This window comes from Desmonostoc muscorum LEGE 12446 (assembly GCF_015207005.2).
GTDB lineage: Bacteria > Cyanobacteriota > Cyanobacteriia > Cyanobacteriales > Nostocaceae > Nostoc > Nostoc muscorum.
The window spans coordinates 4,799,427-4,819,080 of sequence record NZ_JADEXS020000001.1 but is presented as its reverse complement, the minus strand read 5'-3'; the positions used below and the strand labels follow the sequence as shown (position 1 = coordinate 4,819,080).

The following is a 19,654-nucleotide window of genomic DNA, read 5'->3' as shown; positions in this document are numbered from 1 at the left end:
TATTTCTGTTTTGACCGTTTGCAGGTGCGATCGCCACGCCCTTCTGTGGTAACAAATATTTAATACATATACAAATGTAGGAGCGTACAGTTGTACGCCCCTACAGTCGATAAATATGTTGTAAAGATTTTCGTCAACGGTATTACTGGTTACTACAATAGTATTAACAGTTACCAGTATTCCCTGATTTAAATTTCCCACCAAAAGATTTTTCTACTGGCGGTCTTCTTGATCCTTAGGCTTGGATCTTTGTCGATGTTGTTCAACCTGTTGATCGACGGTTTCTTTGATTTTTCGCTCAGTAGCGTCCATTGCAGAATATTTAAAGCGGTTGAGTATGCTACTGAATAAGTTACCAAAGAATCTCTCAATTTCTTGCATGATTTCATACCTCAATATTTAAAGGTAAATTATTGACTCTATATAGTAATCCGCTTTGATTTTTGAACTTATTTGTGTGGGCACGGAGTAGGGAGTAGGGAATCAGCTTTTGAGTTGAGGGCAAGTTTTTTCAAAAATCAAATAAGATTACTATATTTGGTTTTGCACTTTCTCGTGGAAGTTGAAAATCAAACGCTAACCTGTTTTTTTTGAAGTATCTGTTAGTCGCTTAGCCTCTCTGAGTGATAGATTGCAACCCGTTAGACATCCACCTATTGTAATATGTCTAAAGTAATAAATTTGACTTGATAATAATTCGTAATTCGTAATGGGCTACGTCCCGCTGCGCTAACGTAATTATAAGGTACAAAAAAATTTACTCAATGGTATCAGGGTCTATGTTGAGCGATCGCAACTTTGCCTTTAGCTTTTCTATTTCCAATTGCGCTTGTTCTGCACGTTGACGTTCAGCTTCTGCGCGTTCTTCTGCCTGTTGCCTTGCTAAAACTTCCTGCCGTAAAGCTTCTATCAATTCATCGGCAATTAATAATTTTTCCCCTGTGTCCTCTCGATAAAACGCAATTAGCTTTCCTTCGATCCCTAAGCGCAGTTGTAGTGGTTCACTGCGTCCATCCTCTATAGGTTCGTAGATTTCTCCCCGCAGCCGATAGCCACGTAGCCGTTGTTCTACCCACTCGCCTTTTGGGTCAAATAGCCAGTATTCTTTAACACCCAGCTGCTCATAGAGGGTCTTTTTGAAAATTTCGTCGTTTCCTTTAGTACCAAAGGATGTCATTTCAAAAATCACTGTTGGTACTTGACCCTCTTCCCAAATTTTATAGTTGTCCCGGCTGCCTGGTGCAACATCAAAAATTACCATCACATCTGGGGCTATCCGTAACTTGGGAAAACCCTGTGCATAGTAAAGAAATTGATTGGCTAATACTGTTGCCTGGCGGTCTGCCAAATACTGTTTGAGTACTTCTAAGGTAGTTAATAAGGCATAAAGGTGGTCGTAGGTTTCTGCCACTGGTTGACCATCAGCACTAGGGTAGAAGATTTCTGATTCGACATTAACAGGTAGAGTAGCCGTCATGGTTGTAAAATCAGTGCTACAAAATTATTGTAAAGCAAGCCTGAATTCTCGCTAATTTGGGATGTGGAAGCTTTGCAAAATGTAACTAGATAATTCACAAAATCCTTCGCCTTCGGAAGCAGCAGTAATATAAACAGGCTGATGTTGCAATTTATCTGCATATTCGAGGACATTTGCCACGCCTACAGAAATAGGAAAATAACGGCGATCGAATAAACTTTCATCATTGGGACTATCGCCTACGGTGACAATTTGTTCTGGTGAGTAATCAGGCAAGTATTCGCGCAATACCTGCAACAATCCCACGGCTTTATCTTGTCCTTGGGGTTTAATGTGACACTGGACGTTACTGTAGGTAAATCCCCAACCCATTTGTTGACAGAGATGATCTAGGGTTTGTAGTTCATCTTGACTCAAAGTAGTCACGTCAAAAGTCCAATCGGTGATGCGAAAGCGATTATCAACAGATTCCTGAATTTGGGGAAATTGAGTTTGTAACTTTTCAAAAGTTGTAGCCAAGTGCTGGCGATGCTTAGCTAAATCGGGAATGGGTGTTAAAACCACTGGTTTCTGGTTTCCAGGCGGAAAATACAAACCGCCATTTTCTGCCATAGCACCTGCCACTGGCATCAAGCTACTCAATCCACTCACCCACCCAGCAGAACGTCCCGTAACAATCAGTACCTTAATGTTAGCTGCTGCTAAATCCTCTAAAGCTTGCAGCAGTGCGGGAGTAAATTTTCCTCGTCTAGTCAGGGTGCCATCCATATCTGTGGCGATGAGACGAATATTGCTCAAGGCAGTAAAGCTTAAATGTTTTGGCATATGGGGATTGGGGATTGGGGACTGGGGATTGGGGACTAGGGATTGGGGATTGGGGATTGGGGATTGGGTATGGGTGGGAAGCTTTTTTATAATCTCCCCACACTCCCTCATCCCCCTCATCCCCCTCATCCAGTCCCCAATCCCCAGTCCCCGATCACTTAGTAAAAAGTATTAATCATACAGCAAGATGGCGTTGAAAATTTGGGCATCCTAAAGTTCAGGAGTCAAGTTTTTCAGTTTCACAACCATGCCTACTTCGATGTTTCTTGCCCAATCCTCCGGGACAAAGACTAAAAAGGCATCCCAGGAAGTGCCAGCAAGTAATCCTCAAATACCACCATTCTTGGTGATAACGTCTGGAGGACTGGCTTTAGTGGTGATTGCTTTGATTGTCTATAGTAAACTCCAGATGAATCAACTGGAGAAAAAACTTAAGTTTGAACAATTCCGGGCGCGAGAATTAGAAAAAAAATTTAAGCTAGCCCTGGAAACAATTCGCAAAATGGAAACTAATCCCGATTTGGTGAACTCACGGGATTTTAACCTAGATTATCTGCGAATGCGGATGTCAGAGGAGGTGTTTCACTTTGCGATTCTTAATCAAGTAAAGATTAAGGTCAAAGATAAAATTTCTCAAGCGCTGCGTCCAAATCAAGCCCAACAAGGATCAGTCGGAATTGCTAATAGTGCTGGCCGGCAGGTGGATGAAATTTTTGATGTAGAGTATGAAACTGGTACTCCCCCAAACCCTGCTAAACGTGTACTGTTTCGTATCCAAGTCAGGTTGATGAAGTTACCGACCCAAGCAACTTCGGCAACTATCAGCCAAATTATTGATTGTATAGAAACTTACTTAAGTCCTATAGATGATGAAGATAGTTGGCAACCAACAATTCAAGGTCGGATTGCGACTATGCATTGGGATCAAAAGGCTAAGCCTACGCCTTTACTGGTGCTGGAGCAATCAAATGAAGGCGTGAATGTGACTTTTCGCACTAGCCGCCAACCAAATGCCCCAACTCCACCAAATCAACCTGGAATGAAAAAATCAGGTTCGGCTAAATAATACAGCAGAATTCAGGAGTCAGAATTCAGAATTCAGAATTCAGAATTCAGAATTCAGAATTCAGAATAGGCTCTGGGCTTAGCTAACAGACCTAGATGGGATACTTCACTTACCTTAAAATCTGCTGTAATTGTGGTTGTCATTAGTCATTAGTCATTAGCAAATGACAAAGGACAAATGACATCAAAATTATGACTGAATAACTGTATTTGAGGAATTACGCGTTAACAGACCGTCTTCCATTTCTACGATGCGATCGGCGATGTCTAGAATGCGGTTGTCGTGTGTAACTAACAAGATAGTAGTTCCCTGATTTTTAGCTAGGCTCTGCATTATTTCTACGACATCGCGTCCTGATTGTTTGTCTAATGCGGCTGTTGGTTCGTCAGCTAGCACTAGGGGAGGACGATTCACTAAGGCGCGGGCGATCGCAATTCTTTGTTTTTGTCCACCAGAAAGATTGTCTGGGTAATAATTAACTCTTTCTTCTAAACCAACAGCCCGCAGCATCATTTCTGATTTAGCTACTGCTTCTGCTTGAGAAATGCGATCGTTTAATTCTACCGCCATTTGGACGTTTTGCTTGGCAGTCAAGAACCCCAGCAAATTGTGTGCTTGGAAAATATAGCCAATGCTACGTCGCATCTGCACCAGTTTGTTTTGACTGACACCAAACAGTTCTTCACCCAAAAATTTCAAACTTCCCTCTTGTACAGACCGCAAACCACCAATCAAGCTCAGTAATGTTGTTTTACCTGAACCCGATGGCCCGGTCATAATTACAATTTCACCAGAATAAATTTCTAGGTTGATGTCAAATAAAATTTGTTTTTTCAGTGCGCCTTTGCCATAGTAATGATTGAGATTTTTAATGGCAATTACAGGTTCTTGTTTTTTCATAATTTTGTTAGTTACGATTTAGCAGTTCCGTCTCGGAACTGTTTGTAAGAGAGTGGCGGCTCTGAATCGCCCACTAAAAGATTGCTGAATTCTGTTAGCACAGCGGGGCATAGCCCATTCTGAATTCTGAATTCTGAATTCTTCTTCAAAATATATCTGCTGGATCAGCAGAGCTTAATTTTCGGACTGCGATCGCGCCGGAAACAAAGCACATGATTATGGTCAAAATCAACACGTTTGTGGCACGATCAAAACTCATAAATACTGGTAAAAGTGTTGCAGTTCTTGCGCTTTGATACATAAATAAAGCAAAAGTTATTCCGGGTAAATATCCTAAAACTGCGAGTAGAAAAGCCTCTTGCAAAATGACTTTCAATAAATAGTTATGTGTATAACCTATGGCTTTGAGGGTAGCGTATTCAGCTAAGTGATCTGAAACTTCTGTATAAAGGATTTGATAAACAATTACAGTTCCGACAATAAAACCCATGATAGTTCCCAGTGTAAAAATAAACCCGATAGCTGTACTACTTGCCCAGTAATTTCGCTCAAAGTCAATAAATTGTTGTTTAGTTAAAACATTTATCTCTTTAGGTATATACTTCTTTAAATCTTCAGCAACAGCATTAGCATTGGCTCCAGGTTTCAATCTAATTAACCCAATATCAATTAATCCTTTCTGACGAGTATTGAATATCCGCAGAAAGTTAACATCGCTGGTAACTAAGTTACCGTCTGCGCCAAATGATGCACCTAATGTAAATAGTCCTACTACTTTAATTCGCCGCCTTCTTACTTCTGCTGTAACGGTTTTTCCTTGGTCATAATCAGCAGCAATTGGCCCATATTCGACCCTAGAAGAACGGTCAAATAAAACTACATCTGCTAGTTTAAGTTTTTCTAAATTTTCCTGAACTCCAGGCAAGTTTACCAGGTTAGTTTCTGGGTTCATACCAAATACCAAGATACTACGAGGGCGACCTGTTACAGGATTTTTCCAGGTTGTATAATCTAAATATATAGGATGTACTGATTGTACTGTTGGCAACTCTAAAGCTTTATATAATCGTCGCTGAGAAAAGCTCCGCATTGCTAAAACAGCGCTAGATTGACTGTTAATTAAAACAATATCGCCCTGCAAGCTGTTATGAAATCGAACGTTACTATAATACAAAGCATCCCGAAATCCGAGTTGCATAAACATCAAAATATCAGCAAAAGCAATCCCTGCCAAAGCCACAGCTAGGCGAGTTTTTTCTCTTGTTAGTTGTAGCCACGACAGAGGTATTTTTTTACTCATTATTAACTATTATTTTCTCACGAATTACTTATTAATTTCCACAAGAACTTTCGCATAAGTTAAACCAGAAACTTGCAGACTATCTTCTGGAGACAGAGCAATTTTCACTTCTATGACTCTGGCATCCACATCTGCTGCTGGATCTGTATTCAAAACATCTTTTTTGCCAATTTTTCTGCCAATTTCAGTGACAGTTCCTTTGAATTCGCCACTAAATGCTCCATTATCGCTAGTGATAGTGGCGTTTTGACCGATACGCACTTTACTAATACTATCTTCGGCGACTTCAGCAACTACAAACATTTGACTAGTTTGCCCAAGTTCAGCAATGCCATTTGCACCTATGGCTTCACCTGATTTGGTGTAAATCTTTAAAATTTCCCCAGCGATTGGCGCTTGAACATAGCTTAATTTTAGTTGTGCTTCGGCTTTTCTAACATTGGCGATCGCATTACTAACTTGGGCTAGGGCTACTTGCATATCAGTAGGACTAACGTCCAAAATTCTACTGAGTTTGGCTTTTTCTTCTTCAATTTGCCTCTGCAAAGTTGCTACAGTTTTGTCACGGTTAACTTTGGCTTCAATTAGCTGCTGTTGCAAAGTTGCTAAATTTTGTATTTGATTAGCTCTCGCTTCAGCAAGTTGCTGTCGTAGAGTTGCTAATGTCTGCTTGAGGGTAGCTTGACTTTCAGCAACCTGCTGATTAGCTGTAACCGCACTCAGGCGTCTTCTATCCCGTTCCTGCTGAGAAATCGCACCTTCTCGGTATAAAAAATCATAGCGTCCAGCATCTACTTGGGCATTGCGCTGTTCGGCTTGGATACGTGTAACTGTTGCTCTGAGAGCATCTCTTTGTCCGCTAAGTTCAGCTTCTAAGCGATTTACAGTTGCTTGTTGGACAAGTTTTTCTCCACTCAACTGAGCTGCAATTCGAGTGATGCTCGCTTGCTGAGCATCTTTTTCCCCAAGTAACTGCGCTTGTAGGCGAGCAATAATCGCTCTTTGGGCTTGAATATCTCTTGGAGATCCGGCTCTGACTTGAGCTAAATTCGCACGGGCTTCTTGGACTTTGGCTTTTGCTTCTTCTAGTGCGGCTATTTGAGTATCGCGGTTGTCCAAAATTGCCACAATTTGGCCTTGTCTGACTTTTTCACCTTCTCTAACTAGCAGTTGCTGAATTCGTGATGATGGTGCTAATCCTGAGGATGGCGCAGACAATTTAACAACTTCGCCTCGCGGTTCCAAACGGCCCACAGCACTAACGCTATTGCTAGATGGCATTACGGGTGCAGATACAGTGAGTTTTTTTAGCTGCTCGATTTTAGCTGTACCTAGTACCCCAGCAGCAATTACTATTGGCACAGCTACAGCGATACCCCACCAAATTTTAGGTTGTTCAGGATTAAATGTCTGCTCAGTTGGCTTTGGCTTCTCGGTCACCCTTGACATAGTATGTTGCTCGTTTATCTCAATTGTGGTGATGTAAGTAAAAAAGGGTTTTTAATCAATAGCCAGCCGCTTAGGACAAACAATGGTTATGGCTTAAAATCCATTGCGCGATCGATACTCAACACTCACACTAAAACTTTGCAAAATGATGCCTTCTTGTAGCTGGCTATTTGAAGAAGAATTCAGAATTCAGAATCAATTAATGGGGCATTCAGATATAGAGACGCGAGATATCGCCTCTCTACTGAAAATCTAAAACTGCTATGATGCGGTACTGTAATAGTAGATTCACTACCGCAAAGATAAAGTTTAAGACTTACGTAAAAATTACGTAAAAGCCTTGATTTACCGTAGGGGCAATTCATGAATTGCCCCTACATTTCGTACTAGATGTGTAATTCCTAAAGTTCTTAACGTCAAGTAATCAGTGAATAATAGTAACTGTTTACTAATAAGATAATTCTCTAATTCAGAAGTCAGAATATTTGGAAAATCAATCGTTGTATACCTGCTTGATTTTGTGCAAATTATCAAGCTTGGGCATCCAAGCATTATTGATTCTGGATTCTGAATTCTGAATTTTTACGCTTAATTAGCGGAGGCTACAGTTATTCACAAAATTGAAAAACAAGATCAAAAATCATTTGTTTCAAAGACCTGATACCAATTCTCAAAAATTTTGCTACACATTATTCTCCGCGTCACTGTGTCACTGTGTCCCCGCGTCATTATCTGTAACCTAGTTAAAGCTAATTGGTTTTACTAATCTCCCTGCTGCTATTTTGGGACTCCATCAAACTCTCGTTGAATGAATTCTACATTTATCAGTTACCGGAAAACGTAACAGAACCTACAGATGGGGGAATCGGGGCATTGGGAGTGAGGAGTTAAGAGTTAGGAGTTAGGAGTTAGAAGTTAGGAGTTAGGAATTTCCCCCTCTGCCCCTCTGCTCCTCTGCTCCCCTGCGTCTTTGGGCGATCGGAGATTTTTTATTTGGAAATCTCGGAGTTAGGAGTTAGGAATTTCCCCCTCTGCCCCTCTGCTCCTCTGCTCCCCTGCGTCTTTGGGCGATCGGAGATTTTTTATTTGGAAATCTCTTGTGGAAGGTCGAATAGAACTGTGGTCATGTAATGTTCTGCCCAAGCTGGGCCAAAGGCTTTTTCGAGTACGCGGCGGGTTTTGTCGTTTTGTTGCTGTTTAGTGCAGTAGTTGTGTTGTCCGGCGAGATTTTGTGTGACTTGTTCGAGTGAAACAGGATGTGAGGCGATCGCTTGGGTACAATGAATTTCTAAAAAGTCTTGGACACGAGAGAGAAACATTGTTTCTTCTTCTGGGGAACTGGGGCGCACAAAGATGCAATAATCTGAAAAAATATTTCCCCATTCAGGTAATTCGCGCGGTTGGGAAAAGTTCAGCACTGTTAACTGTGTGAGTTCAGCAGTATAAGATTCTGGTAAGGTACGTTCTAAGTGTATGGGAGAAAGATCTGCGATCGCCGCGCTAATTTGACCTCTACCCCCCACTAAATCACAACCAAACATCGGCAGGTTGTATTCTGGACGGGGAAACATGACGCAATGCAAAATATCGAGCATATTTCCGATTTTTGCTAGTTCCAAGTGCATTTTCCGGAACTGAGGCGTTTGATAGCAACGGTTTTCAATGGTCAGTTTTTCCCCTTCTAGTCTACCTTCCACATACCCCAACTCAGCAGGCAAATGGTAGGGCGATAGATCCAGATGCTGATGCCAAGCTGCCTCAATGCAATCAGCTAGCTGACGAATTAGGGGATGTTGTTGCTCACGCAGCGAGGGCATAGAAGTAAATGACATATTCTAGTTGGGAATGCGATCTAGTAGCCAGTCTACAACCTGGCGTGCCTCACAGTTATAGCTTGCAATATTAATCAAAGACTTGCACCAGCGAACGTAAAGTTATAAGACAGTTGCTTTTCACAAGTATTGTTTATTTTGTAGTCTAAGTTACAGAAATAATTTTAGATTAGCCCATTGGTTAAGGCTAAAACGAAGATATGAAACTAGATTCTCATAGACCAGATTTTGCTGTCCAAGCAAGAAGGCGGAATCTGGCAGGTTTACGGCAGTTAAGAGTTTCTGGTTGGGTGAAGCTTTTGGAACTTCCCAACCCTTTGAGTTTTGACGAAGCGCTTTTATTGTGTCCAGTTTCAAAAGATGAATGGCTAGCTTGGATTCCAGATCATGGAGAGGCAATACTGAATATCAGGCAATTTAGTCATTAGTCATGGGGAGATGGGGAGACATGGGGACGCGCAGAAAAACAAATGACAAATGACCAATGACTATTGCCAAAAATCCGTAACATCGTATCCCAGTTCTGCTAACATCTGCCGCAGCAGAGGTAAACTCAGTCCAATTACATTGCTGTGACAGCCTTCAATTTTTTCGACGAACAAACTACCAAAGCCTTCAAGGGCAAAGGCACCAGCACACTTGAGGGGTTCACCTGTGGCAACATAAGCTTTAATTGCTTTGTCGCTCATTGGAGCGAAGTAAACTCTTGTAACTTGAGACTTGACTATAGTGCGGTTTTGGTCTAAGTCAATCAAGGCGTGACCTGTGTATAAGTCACCAAAGCTACCTTGCATTATCTGCCAACGGGCGATCGCTTCACTAGCGTCTACTGGTTTGCCATGAATCTCATTATTGACAGACAAAACCGAATCACAACCCATAATCAAAGCTGATTCAAACTGTGGGGCTACAGTTTCCGCTTTGTACTGGGCAAGAGTTTTGACCAATTGTTCAGGTTCACTTAATTGGATTTGTGACTCATCAAAGTCACTAGCTCGAACTATCGGTTCAATACCAACAGTTTGCAGCAAGCGCCGCCGCGCTGGAGAAGCTGAGGCCAGTACAAAAGGTGGAATGCTCATACAAAAGCACGAGATGAGGGGGATGAGGGGGATGAGGGAGATGAGGAGGCAGGGGAGGCAGGGGAGGCAGGGGGAGAATAACTTTTAACTCTTAACTCCTAACTCCCCACTCCCCACTCCCCACTCCCAGTTAATAAACAGAAAAAGAATTTACAACTTCATCAATTGTTTGTTTAATTTTTGGCCAGCGTTTTTCAGAAATTGAGGCGTTGAAAGTAAAAAGTTTACCACGGCTAACAGCGACGCTGGCGATGTTGTGTCGTTGCTGTTGATTGGGGAGTTTAACTTCATACTCTAAAAGGTAGTACGTTTTACCGTCTACTTCTTGCTGCGCGGCATTAATTAATTCAGCTGAACGACCAGAATTAGCAGGCGCTAGAGCTGCTTTTCCCAGTTTATATCCTACTTCTGTTGGAGTTCCCAATTCTGCTAAGGTTTTATTTTCTGGAACCGGGCTAATCACTACAGAAACATTTTCGGTTACCTCGATTAAATCGTGAAAAACCACATCTGGGCCGTTGGCAACTTTAACTTGCAGCCAGCCATTAGGATATAAAAACTGATAGCCATCATTGGTGTCTACAAAGCTTTTGAGTCCACCTGCAACTGCTACATCAGAATTACTCAGGCTGAAGCTCAACACCAATAGTAAAATTAATACAATTCGTTTCCACATTTATACAGATTCCTTTGGGCTGGAGGCAATACAAGACTTGCATCATTTCTCGTTTTTATTTTCCCACCAAGCGGCACGCTTCGGATGAACCATAAGATAGGCCGGGCTAATCAAGAACACAAAAAACCCCGACTTGATAGCCGAGGTAAATGGGAGAAGTCCAAATGTCGATGAGATATACCGATACCGAAGTCTATTTTTTAGCTAACATTCAAGGCAGCCAAAACTAGAAAGGTAATATACAAAGTGCAACCTTAGCTAGATGGCTTGCTTTGCTGCTTTATTAGCCTATGTAAATAAATATAACAAATATTATTACAGTTAGTCAACTAAACTTGACAAAAAAAGGTCAATAGTTCTAATAAGAGCTACTTATCAGGGTAGTGCTTATGAAAAAATCTTCAGCCCAAATTCTAGAATGGGTTGCCAAAAAGAAAGGTAAACAAGTCATATTCGTGGCGAAGTGGTATCCATCAAGCAAAACTTGTTTTCATTGTGGGCACGTTCTAGAAAGTCTTGATTTGTCAGTCAGAGAATGGCGTTGTCCTTCTTGTAAGTCGGTAAACGGAAGGGACGAAAACGCAGCTAAAAATATTCAAGCAGTCGGGGCATCGACTGTTGGGTTAGGCAATGTAAGACGGTACGAAACTGCAACTGCTGTTTGACCCCAGAATCTCCGCCCTGGAAGGGCGGAGAGTATGTCAAAATTCCTTTGTTGACTCAAAAAGTATTTCTCAACATATGACGAATCAAGCTCTTATCCCGGTTATTGTCAACGGTGCTGCTGGTAAAATGGGTCGTGAAGTAGTTAAGGCGGTGGCGCAAGCACCCGATTTGAACCTAGTGGGTGCAATTGACAGCAGTCCGGAACATCAAGATAAAGATGCTGGAGAATTGGCGGGTTTAAGCGAGCCTTTGGAAGTGCCGATTACTAATCAATTAGAACCGATGTTGGGTTATGTGGCTGGAGATAGACAAGGACCCCCAGGGGTGATTGTAGACTTTACCCATCCGGATTCAGTTTATGACAATATTCGTAGTGCGATCGCCTATGGTATTCGTCCTGTAGTTGGCACCACTGGATTAAGTCCAGAACAAATTCAAGATTTAGCAGACTTTGCTGATAAAGCTAGCACTGGTTGTCTAATTATTCCTAACTTTTCCATTGGTATGGTGCTGCTGCAACAAGCCGCAGTCGCCGCCTCTCAATATTTTGACCACGTAGAAATTATCGAACTGCATCACAACCAAAAAGCTGATGCTCCCAGCGGTACTGCCATTCAAACGGCGCAGTTATTAGGAGAATTAGGTAAAACTTTTAACCCTGCGTTAGTGGAAGAAACTGAGAAATTACCAGGAGCTAGGGGCAGCCAAGCAGAGGAAGGCATTAGAATTCATAGTGTACGCTTGCCGGGATTGGTTGCCCATCAGGAGGTCATTTTTGGCGCACCGGGACAGATTTATACTTTACGACATGATACGAGCGATCGCGCTTGCTATATGCCAGGAGTCCTATTAGCCATTCGCAAAGTCTTAGCGCTAAAGTCGTTAGTATATGGATTAGAAAAAATACTTTAAAAGAGAATTCAGGAGTCAGAAGTCAGAAGTTCAATTTCTTTTTCTGATGACTGACGCCTTTATTCTTTTTTGTTAAACTTACTACTCAGTACTCAGCACTCATGTTAGTACCACTGACTCGCCAGAAATTTGAACAAATTGTCCCCTTAATTGCCACTGGTCTTCAGTACAAGTACTACTGGGGAAAGTTTGCAAATTTTTTGCAACGCCTGTTAATTTCTGTAGTTTCGTTAGTTGTAATTCTGCTTGTGAAAGCCTTGTTCAGGCTGGAGTTTGGTTCAATAATATTTGTGCTGGGGGTAGTTAGCGCTTTTTTTTGGCTATGGTATCCGGTGTTTCAAGCAAGTATGCGGAATGTACAATGCCGCCGTTACAAATACAGCGGCTTTTTTCGTGGCCGAATCTTGGATTGGTGGATTACAGACCAGTTAGTTGGGAAACAGGAAACCGTCAATAGCAAAGGTGAATTGGTAATTGTAGAAAACCGAGAAAAACGGATTAATTTAGAGGTTGGTGATGACACAGGATTTAGTATTGAATTTGACGCGCCCCTACGTCCTAGCCACAAAGCGATCGCTCGTGGTCAAATTGCAGAAATGGTAGTGATGTCAAATCGCCCAGATTTAAGCAGCATTGAAGAATTCAGTGATATATACATTCCCAGTCGTGAACTATGGGTTAGTGATTACCCTTGCTTGCGGCGCGATTTCTTTAACGAAGTCGGCCGTCGCTTGCGTGAAGATCAAGAGGAAAGAAGGCCGCGTCGGCGTCGGCGTAGAGTAGAGGAGTGATTGAGAATAAATTAACGTGAGTTCGACTGGCTCGTTAATAAACGATGAAGCACCATATCAAATCTATAATTTGGTATCGTTAGTGGCGAGCCCCAATTTACCCACGAGCAGTGATTCTGATTCCTGGATTCAGAATTGGAGAATTCTTCTTCAATCACTAACGCGAACATCCGACCTTGATGAGTTTTCCTTTGAGACTATAAGTCACTGGTTGACAAACAAAACTTCCCAACTCAATTTCTATGGAATTCGGTAGAGATCGACTTTGTTTATATAGCCGTGATTTCCAATCACCAGCTATTTTTTTCAACGTGGGATGTTCCCTGATAAACTCTGCATCTGCAACAATATCATGAGGACCTTTAAAACTTACAGAAGAAGTATTTAGGTATATATTATAATCATAAATAACATTACTATTTTTCGTATTACTGTTAACATTTTTGCCAGGAAAAGCATAAAGAATGTTATTCAAAATTTTGACATCAGTTGATGTATGAGCAAATATTTGCCCACCTTTAATTTCTGGACTCTGATTATTTAAAAAAGCTGTGTTATTTAAAATATCAACATGATCGCTATAAAATGCGTGAATGCCTGAACCACCATTATGAAATGTCAGATTGTTTTTAACTAAAGTACGCCCTTTATATGGACCTAATTTTGGGGTTTCCTGATTGCGTGTACTATCAATAATAATGCCATTTCCGTCCGAGATGGTTCCGGTTCTAATCCAAGGAATATACTGCCGATTGTTATAGGTCTTATTGTTCCTAACGAACATTTTATATCCACGGTAATTATCAAAGTTCCAATTAGTCAACATCGAAATACCGCTGGAACCATAGATGCCGTACCAAGCATTATCAAACACCACATTATTATCAACTGTCACATAGTCAGATTGAATAACTGCAATGCCTGTGCCTCCGCATCCATGTACCTTATTATTGAGAATACGTATATGGTGAGTATGACCATTTGTTCGTCCATCCACGAAGATGCAGTTTCCATTCGTTAGGGGATTTAGTTTGTTAGTTTTCTCACTGATTGCATAATCAAGGGTTACATTGGCATTATTTCCCATTACCTCAAGACCGTTGATCTCGATATATGAAGCTTTGTTTGAAATCAAGATACCATTCCACGTATTGTGCTGAATTTTTGGGAAATGTCCAGGATATGCTTTAAATTTAATCCATGCATTTGGAGTTCCAGAACGTTTAATATTTACTACAGCCCCGGCTTTACCTTCATTTTTGTATACTCCATTCATAATCAATACTGTGTCACCAGGATTAGTCAGATTTGCTGCCTTTTGAATTGTCCTAAAGGCAGATGAAGTAGAGAGTCCATTATTGTTGTCGTTGCCACTACCACTAACATAGTATGTTTTTGCAGCCCGCTTAGTGCTGATTAATTGGCGGCTGGGTGCTATTGTTTTCTGTTCAGTAGATACCTGACGAACATTTTTAACTACAGGTACTTTTATGTTTTGTCCCTCAAGCAAAAGACTTAAAACTACAGGTATTGCAATATATGCACTTAAACTCAAACTCTCAGCTACCACAATACTAGGCTCCTTGCTCGGTACTATTCAATAAAAATACCAGGACGTTCACTAATTATGAATACTCTTTTGGATACATAATAGAACAGAGCGGACTTTCCTAGCTTCCTCTATTGGCATCTTGTCCATAGGCTTGCCAAGCCAAATCTACCAATCCATCAACGATCGCAGCTGCTACAACTGCATTACCTTTGCGACTTTCTATTGTAATGTGAGGAACTAAAGAGTCTTGTAAACGCCCCTTAGCTTCATCAATACTTACGAATCTGACCGGAGTCGCAATTATTAAAGCTGGTCTAATTTCCTCAGCTTCAATTAAATCCACCAGTGCTGTTAATGCTGTTTGCGCCTGACCCACCACAAAAATACCTTCTGGATAACGCTTTGCGAGGGTTTCTATACCCCATGCAGCCCGCGTTTTTTCTTTTTGAGGACGCGTCAAAGCTTCCATGCTGCAATACACTGGATTGGCGAAAGTATTTTGAATGTCGTAGGCAATACCTACTTGTACCATCGGTACATCTACCACAATGGTGGTACGCGCAGCTAATGCTGCTGCTCCAGCTTGCAAGGCACGTTCAGAGAAGCGAATCAAAGACTTATACTCAAAGTCAGCCGTGGCGTAGATTACGCGACGCACAATTTCATACTCTGCTGGTGAAAAAACATGATCGCCAATTTCACTATCAATGATTGCTAAACTTTGAGCATCAGTTACGTGCCATTCCATTTTTCTTGAGCTTCTCAAATATCAGCTTTCAGCTTATCAGTTTAAGAGAGCTAGAAGTTAGGAGTCAGAATTCAGAATTCAGAACTCAGAATTCAGAATTCAGAATTCAGAATTCAGCACTCTTTACTCATTACTGGAAGAAGGCCTGCTGAAAACAGGAGATAGATAGGCAACTAAGACCCCGATGAGAAACCCAGAAATATTACGAACTAGGGGTAACCAGTCGCTTGTGCGTGTCACTACTGGACCGATGCCAAAGGCAATAAACAAGATTCCCCACAAAGGAGAGAAAATCAAAGCCCATTGCCAAGCAAAAACTTGTCCTTTTTCACGGGGTTGAGCTGCAAATCCGCAAATTATCCCACCAATAACTGAAGTAATCAAGGTGAGAATCCACTGTTCTCGTGGTAGTCCGGGGACAACATTGCAACCACCTTTGAGTAAACAGCCTTTGACAGATTCTAAGGCTTGGAGAATAGCTTGGTCTTCGCCTTGTTCGCGTACAAAGTACAAATTACCAAACCTGGTTTGCAGTTCTATCCAGAAAGTCCGGGGCAAAAGTTCATAAACAGCATCGCCGACACTAAAGCTCAGGATGTTACCACCGCGAGAATCAGCAACTAGCAAAATACTTTTATCGTCTAAACCCCAATAATTGATCACTGCCCGACCCGGAGTGCGGTCATACTGAGTCAATACTCGTAATTTCCAGCCCGTATCGGTTTCAAACTGCTCTAAATCTTTGACAAGTTTTTCTTCCTGTAGTTCAGGGAGAGATTTAGCTAAGTCTACAACTGGGGTAAACGTCTTTGGGAGTAAGTCAGGATTGTCATAAGCCAGTGCTGGGGAAGAATGCATCACCCAAATTGACCCAGCCAGGAAAAATACTGCAATAGATACTAGGATTCGTCGCCAAAAACAAGACTGCATGGACGTTTTTATACAAATATCAAAGGTAAAAGTGAACAAGTTGTTTTAAAAGAGTACTAGAAAAATGATACTTCTTTACACTTGTTTACTTTACTCTAATCTTAGGGATCAAAGCAAAGCGTTTTTGAGGAGTGGGGACTGGGGACTGGGGACTAGGAACTGGGGATTGGGGATTGGGCGTTGGGTACTGGGTATTAGAAGATAGTATTTTTAATCTTATTTCCCAGTCCCGAATCCCCAGTCCCTAATTCAATCTTCATCATCAAAATCGGTTTCCCAGCTAGCAGCGTCGTTGTAACCTTCATTGGGGCGATAGGCTTCTGCTTTGACGCGGTGAGTGTCTTGTCTGAACACTTCTCGTTCTCGCAACGTGAGTGCTGGTTTTTCATTGCTGGCGAGGCGATCGCTAATTCTTCTTGTTGGTTTTTGGCGCGTGAAGTTTCTCCAAGCTGCTTTGACGCCAACAACTATGCTGCGTGTACCTACTTGGATATTCTGAGCCTGTTTTCTTGCAGTATCAAGGCTTTGGTCAACTTGTTTGGCAACTTGACTGGCACTTTTTACACCTTGACTGACATCATCAGTTAAATCAGTAATTTCTAAACCAGTGACGCGGATAGCATCTAGAGTCGGTGGTAATTCTCGTGAGAGTGTGTCAAATAGCTTTTCTGCACTGCGAGCAGCGCGTGCTAACTCCTGCAAAGCCGGTATGGCCGCCACTAAAACCGCAGTCAAGCTTGTGGCGACTAAGAGTAAGGAAAGTCCCAACCAAAACAGGGGTTCAATCACAGTTACGTCATTTATAAGCGTTCTAATTGCTGGGGAAGAGAATCTGAGTCCTCAACAGATGTTTGCCGGTTCAAGACTTGGCTTTCCCGCTGACTAGCATCTACACCTGCGGCGATCGCTTCCCGTAACCTATCTAAAGTTTCATCCCAGTTTCGTAGTGCGCTGGCAGAAAGACGATCTGCCTGGATTTGCACACTTGTTGATATATCTTCTGCCAAGTCTGGGATAGCATTGGCAGATTTTTGCAAAATTTTACGCGTTTCGCGCCCTGTGCGTGGAGCAGCAAGTAAACCGGCTAAAGCGCCGATGGTGGCTCCCAGCATCAAACCGCCAATAAATGTTCCAGAACGGTTATTAGACATGTTGTTGTTTCTCTCCTTAGACTCATTTTAGGTGGGTTTTCCCCCCTTGCAATACCTAAATAATTTTATCTAGTTACTATCGTGACAAAATGTTAGCCAGAAATGTTGCTTTTTTTGTCAGAATTCAGCAGTCATAATTCTGACTTCTGGCTCAGGAGTTGCTCCATTGTTACCTTTTGTTGATTAACTCCTCCTTGTGAGTGCTGTTTTCTCTGGTGTTAACTCTAGCTTACGAAAATAACGCTGCCAGATTTGCCGTCCTACCAAAATTAGACTGATAATTTGCTGCACTTGTTGAATTTGTATCTGTAGTGCTTGGTTTCTCTGCCGTAAGTTATAAATGTTCTGCTGACTCAGATAAATATTTTCAGGTGCTTTATGGAGTGTTGCCTGGGTACAAATCTCATAGGCGGTTAACCTATCTGCTACAGATGCTAATCGCTGCTTAAGTTGCCACACCTGCCAAGCAACATAGAGTAGTATCAGCGAAATCAAAGTGTTAATTATGACGACTAAAATTACCATTGTTGATCTTGATCGATGTCAGCTTTGAAAAATTGTTCTATACTAATTCGCTTTGATTTTTGAACTTATTTACATAGGTAGTAGAACGCGATTAATCGCCTCTAACAGTGAGGAAATCAGAATTTTCGAGTTGAGGACGAGTTTTTTCACGCAATCAAATAAAAGTTTTCTATGAACAAGAAATCATTCATAACTCATAACTCTCATGAACCAAAAGCTAATTTCTACAAAAGCCTTTCTATTTTTATAGCTTTTTTTGAGGAAGTAACAGCAATTAGCTAATGGTTAAAAATTGCCAATTCAGCTATTTTGTAACAAATACATATCCACGCCTCGCAAAACCACAGCTACAATTGCTTTAGATTCACGACTTGGTTTGCTTCTATCAACCCGTATGATCGATACGCTCCATCATCACTATGTTCCTCTCCTTAATCAATTTGCGACTTTGACGACACATCAGCACAATGGTATAGTTGCTTGATGCAGATGGTGAGAGACTGCACTACACTTCTTACCAAAGATACTCTAGCATCGCTTTGATCGTTGTGCTTTTACCCCTATCAGTTTTGCAGCCCGTCGCGTAAAGCTACATTTTACCTGCAAAAATCTGGTTTGCTGAATTCTAAATTCTGAATTTTTCAAGAATAATGATTATCTTTTTTATGCATCCAGTAGGAGATGAGGATGTCAAAAAAATCACCAAAAAATAATTTATTACGAGCTATTCTTGTTGTATTGACGGTTGGATTTGTTGGATGCCAAAATCAAGCTGCAAGAACTACATTTACTCAGACTACTGCCGAGGTGAATGAAAATCTTCCCCAAGTTGTAGCAACCACAAGTGTACTCTGTGATTTAACCAGACAGATTGCCGGGAATACAGTTAACCTCACTTGCTTGATTTCGCCTAGTGCCAATCCCAAAACTTATAAACCAAAACCGGAAGATCGTAAAGCTCTTGAGCAAGCTAATCTGATTCTCTATACTGGTTATAATTTTGAACCAAATCTGCTCAAATTAATTAGAGCGACTAAAAATTCTGCACCGAAAATAGCTGTCGCCCAAGTTGCATTGTCTAAGCCACAAAAATTTCAGCAAGGTGGTAAAAGAGTAAACGATCCTCATATTTGGCATAATACTAAGAATGCGATGGAAATGGTAGAAGTAATTAATAGTAACCTCAAAAAAGTAGCATCTAGTAATGCAGAGGTTTATACCAGCAATACCAAAAAAATCACAAATGAACTAACTCAACTAGATACCTGGATTAAATCAACAATTGCAAGTATTCCTGAGAAACAACGCAAGTTGTTTACCACCTCTGATGCATTTGGTTATTATGCTAAAGCATACCGTATTTCATTAACAGGGGGAATGGAAAGTATTAGCAGTAGAGAAAAACTGACAGCTGTACGAGTCAATAATTTGGCTAAAAATATTAAACAGGCTAAAGTGCCAACTATTTTTCCTGAGGTAGCAATTAACCCTAATTTAATTCAATCGGTAGCTAGAGAAGCTGATGTGAAAATTTCTGAAAGGAAGTTGTATTCTGAGGGACTTGGAGAAGTTGGAGGCGAAGCAGATACTTATCAAAAAATGATGATTGCTAATACACGTACCATTGTGGAAGGCTTAGGAGGGACGTATTTGATGTTTCAAGGAAAATAATTGTGACGAAATCTCAAGTTGTTGAATGTTTCTAACAACATCTCTAGGGGCGTACAGCTGTACGCCCCTACTACTGAATTCTGAATTCTGAATTCTGAATT

20 protein-coding genes and 1 pseudogene are annotated in these 19,654 nt (G+C 41.3%); 6 read left to right on the top strand and 15 right to left on the bottom strand.

The window, feature by feature from the left end; translation table 11 throughout:
• Positions 1-213 precede the first annotated feature (213 nt).
• The 3 genes from IQ276_RS20525 to IQ276_RS20515 all read right to left on the bottom strand — a co-directional run bounded on the left by IQ276_RS20525 (position 214) and on the right by IQ276_RS20515 (position 2,302).
• Positions 214-381, bottom strand: coding sequence for a hypothetical protein (locus IQ276_RS20525; protein WP_171974237.1), 168 nt, complete (start codon positions 379-381; stop codon positions 214-216).
• A gap of 376 nt (positions 382-757) precedes the next feature.
• Positions 758-1,477: a Uma2 family endonuclease gene (locus IQ276_RS20520; protein WP_193920465.1), complete on the bottom strand. Its 720-nt coding sequence runs from the start codon at positions 1,475-1,477 to the stop codon at positions 758-760.
• A gap of 51 nt (positions 1,478-1,528) precedes the next feature.
• A complete protein-coding gene (locus IQ276_RS20515; protein WP_235115831.1) occupies positions 1,529-2,302 on the bottom strand; it encodes an HAD family hydrolase in 774 nt (257 codons plus the stop codon).
• 247 nt (positions 2,303-2,549) lie between these two features.
• Between IQ276_RS20515 and IQ276_RS20510 the strand changes: the two genes are divergently transcribed.
• A complete protein-coding gene (locus IQ276_RS20510) occupies positions 2,550-3,368 on the top strand; it encodes a hypothetical protein (RefSeq protein ID WP_190883409.1) in 819 nt (272 codons plus the stop codon).
• A gap of 189 nt (positions 3,369-3,557) precedes the next feature.
• Here IQ276_RS20510 and IQ276_RS20505 read toward each other — a convergent pair whose 3' ends face one another.
• From IQ276_RS20505 to IQ276_RS20490, 4 genes are all read right to left on the bottom strand, one after another.
• Positions 3,558-4,268 carry a DevA family ABC transporter ATP-binding protein gene (locus IQ276_RS20505; RefSeq protein WP_190883410.1) on the bottom strand — a complete coding sequence of 237 codons (711 nt, stop codon included), beginning with the start codon at positions 4,266-4,268 and terminating at the stop codon, positions 3,558-3,560.
• A 145-nt stretch (positions 4,269-4,413) separates the two neighbouring features.
• The gene (gene devC / locus IQ276_RS20500; protein WP_190883411.1) at positions 4,414-5,568 is read right to left on the bottom strand and encodes an ABC transporter permease DevC; all 1,155 of its coding nucleotides are present in this window, start codon (positions 5,566-5,568) and stop codon (positions 4,414-4,416) included.
• Between the two features lie 24 nt (positions 5,569-5,592).
• A complete protein-coding gene (locus IQ276_RS20495; RefSeq protein WP_193920586.1) occupies positions 5,593-7,017 on the bottom strand; it encodes an HlyD family efflux transporter periplasmic adaptor subunit in 1,425 nt (474 codons plus the stop codon).
• A gap of 1,082 nt (positions 7,018-8,099) precedes the next feature.
• Positions 8,100-8,849, bottom strand: coding sequence for a phycocyanobilin:ferredoxin oxidoreductase (locus IQ276_RS20490; RefSeq protein ID WP_190883413.1), 750 nt, complete (start codon positions 8,847-8,849; stop codon positions 8,100-8,102).
• Positions 8,850-9,049: 200 nt separating this feature from the next.
• On the opposite strand from IQ276_RS20490, the gene IQ276_RS20485 reads away from it, so the two are divergent.
• Entirely contained in the window at positions 9,050-9,277 is a 228-nt protein-coding gene (locus tag IQ276_RS20485; RefSeq protein ID WP_190883414.1) for a hypothetical protein, read from the top strand.
• Between the two features lie 60 nt (positions 9,278-9,337).
• Here the strand turns inward: IQ276_RS20485 and IQ276_RS20480 are convergent, their stop codons facing one another.
• Both IQ276_RS20480 and psbP read right to left on the bottom strand, forming a co-directional pair.
• On the bottom strand, positions 9,338-9,931 hold the full coding sequence (locus IQ276_RS20480; RefSeq protein ID WP_190883415.1) for a Maf family protein: 594 nt from the start codon (positions 9,929-9,931) through the stop codon (positions 9,338-9,340).
• Between the two features lie 130 nt (positions 9,932-10,061).
• Positions 10,062-10,607: a photosystem II reaction center PsbP gene (psbP, locus tag IQ276_RS20475; RefSeq protein ID WP_190883416.1), complete on the bottom strand. Its 546-nt coding sequence runs from the start codon at positions 10,605-10,607 to the stop codon at positions 10,062-10,064.
• 407 nt (positions 10,608-11,014) lie between these two features.
• Here psbP and IQ276_RS20470 point away from each other — a divergent pair.
• From IQ276_RS20470 to IQ276_RS20460, 3 genes and pseudogenes are all read left to right on the top strand, one after another.
• Positions 11,015-11,272, top strand: a pseudogene (locus IQ276_RS20470) (zinc ribbon domain-containing protein); the annotation flags it as partial.
• Between the two features lie 76 nt (positions 11,273-11,348).
• Positions 11,349-12,185: a 4-hydroxy-tetrahydrodipicolinate reductase gene (dapB, locus tag IQ276_RS20465; RefSeq protein WP_193921363.1), complete on the top strand. Its 837-nt coding sequence runs from the start codon at positions 11,349-11,351 to the stop codon at positions 12,183-12,185.
• Positions 12,186-12,286: 101 nt separating this feature from the next.
• Positions 12,287-12,976, top strand: coding sequence for a DUF8619 family protein (locus IQ276_RS20460; RefSeq protein WP_193921365.1), 690 nt, complete (start codon positions 12,287-12,289; stop codon positions 12,974-12,976).
• 157 nt (positions 12,977-13,133) lie between these two features.
• Here IQ276_RS20460 and IQ276_RS20455 read toward each other — a convergent pair whose 3' ends face one another.
• From IQ276_RS20455 to IQ276_RS20430, 6 genes are all read right to left on the bottom strand, one after another.
• Positions 13,134-14,546, bottom strand: a complete 1,413-nt coding sequence (locus IQ276_RS20455) for a right-handed parallel beta-helix repeat-containing protein (protein ID WP_193921367.1) — start codon at positions 14,544-14,546, stop codon at positions 13,134-13,136.
• A 100-nt stretch (positions 14,547-14,646) separates the two neighbouring features.
• Entirely contained in the window at positions 14,647-15,276 is a 630-nt protein-coding gene (locus IQ276_RS20450) for a precorrin-8X methylmutase (protein ID WP_190883420.1), read from the bottom strand.
• 123 nt (positions 15,277-15,399) lie between these two features.
• A complete protein-coding gene (locus IQ276_RS20445) occupies positions 15,400-16,206 on the bottom strand; it encodes a TPM domain-containing protein (protein ID WP_190883421.1) in 807 nt (268 codons plus the stop codon).
• Positions 16,207-16,455: 249 nt separating this feature from the next.
• A complete protein-coding gene (locus IQ276_RS20440; protein WP_193920048.1) occupies positions 16,456-16,995 on the bottom strand; it encodes a DUF948 domain-containing protein in 540 nt (179 codons plus the stop codon).
• 11 nt (positions 16,996-17,006) lie between these two features.
• Positions 17,007-17,357, bottom strand: a complete 351-nt coding sequence (locus IQ276_RS20435) for a YtxH domain-containing protein (RefSeq protein WP_190883423.1) — start codon at positions 17,355-17,357, stop codon at positions 17,007-17,009.
• Between the two features lie 183 nt (positions 17,358-17,540).
• Complete coding sequence (locus IQ276_RS20430) at positions 17,541-17,882, bottom strand: hypothetical protein (RefSeq protein ID WP_190883424.1); 342 nt, start codon at positions 17,880-17,882, stop codon at positions 17,541-17,543.
• A gap of 687 nt (positions 17,883-18,569) precedes the next feature.
• Between IQ276_RS20430 and IQ276_RS20425 the strand changes: the two genes are divergently transcribed.
• The gene (locus IQ276_RS20425) at positions 18,570-19,553 is read left to right on the top strand and encodes a metal ABC transporter solute-binding protein, Zn/Mn family (RefSeq protein ID WP_193920056.1); all 984 of its coding nucleotides are present in this window, start codon (positions 18,570-18,572) and stop codon (positions 19,551-19,553) included.
• Positions 19,554-19,654 lie beyond the last annotated feature (101 nt).

Coding starts and splice junctions, on each gene's coding strand:
- IQ276_RS20525 (WP_171974237.1), bottom strand. CDS start 381: ATGCAAGAAATTGAGAGATTCTTTGGTAACTTATTCAGTAGCATACTC.
- IQ276_RS20520 (WP_193920465.1), bottom strand. CDS start 1,477: ATGACGGCTACTCTACCTGTTAATGTCGAATCAGAAATCTTCTACCCT.
- IQ276_RS20515 (WP_235115831.1), bottom strand. CDS start 2,302: ATGCCAAAACATTTAAGCTTTACTGCCTTGAGCAATATTCGTCTCATC.
- IQ276_RS20510 (WP_190883409.1), top strand. CDS start 2,550: ATGCCTACTTCGATGTTTCTTGCCCAATCCTCCGGGACAAAGACTAAA.
- IQ276_RS20505 (WP_190883410.1), bottom strand. CDS start 4,268: ATGAAAAAACAAGAACCTGTAATTGCCATTAAAAATCTCAATCATTAC.
- devC (WP_190883411.1), bottom strand. CDS start 5,568: ATGAGTAAAAAAATACCTCTGTCGTGGCTACAACTAACAAGAGAAAAA.
- IQ276_RS20495 (WP_193920586.1), bottom strand. CDS start 7,017: ATGTCAAGGGTGACCGAGAAGCCAAAGCCAACTGAGCAGACATTTAAT.
- IQ276_RS20490 (WP_190883413.1), bottom strand. CDS start 8,849: ATGTCATTTACTTCTATGCCCTCGCTGCGTGAGCAACAACATCCCCTA.
- IQ276_RS20485 (WP_190883414.1), top strand. CDS start 9,050: ATGAAACTAGATTCTCATAGACCAGATTTTGCTGTCCAAGCAAGAAGG.
- IQ276_RS20480 (WP_190883415.1), bottom strand. CDS start 9,931: ATGAGCATTCCACCTTTTGTACTGGCCTCAGCTTCTCCAGCGCGGCGG.
- psbP (WP_190883416.1), bottom strand. CDS start 10,607: ATGTGGAAACGAATTGTATTAATTTTACTATTGGTGTTGAGCTTCAGC.
- dapB (WP_193921363.1), top strand. CDS start 11,349: ATGACGAATCAAGCTCTTATCCCGGTTATTGTCAACGGTGCTGCTGGT.
- IQ276_RS20460 (WP_193921365.1), top strand. CDS start 12,287: ATGTTAGTACCACTGACTCGCCAGAAATTTGAACAAATTGTCCCCTTA.
- IQ276_RS20450 (WP_190883420.1), bottom strand. CDS start 15,276: ATGGAATGGCACGTAACTGATGCTCAAAGTTTAGCAATCATTGATAGT.
- IQ276_RS20445 (WP_190883421.1), bottom strand. CDS start 16,206: ATGCAGTCTTGTTTTTGGCGACGAATCCTAGTATCTATTGCAGTATTT.
- IQ276_RS20435 (WP_190883423.1), bottom strand. CDS start 17,357: ATGTCTAATAACCGTTCTGGAACATTTATTGGCGGTTTGATGCTGGGA.
- IQ276_RS20430 (WP_190883424.1), bottom strand. CDS start 17,882: ATGGTAATTTTAGTCGTCATAATTAACACTTTGATTTCGCTGATACTA.
- IQ276_RS20425 (WP_193920056.1), top strand. CDS start 18,570: ATGTCAAAAAAATCACCAAAAAATAATTTATTACGAGCTATTCTTGTT.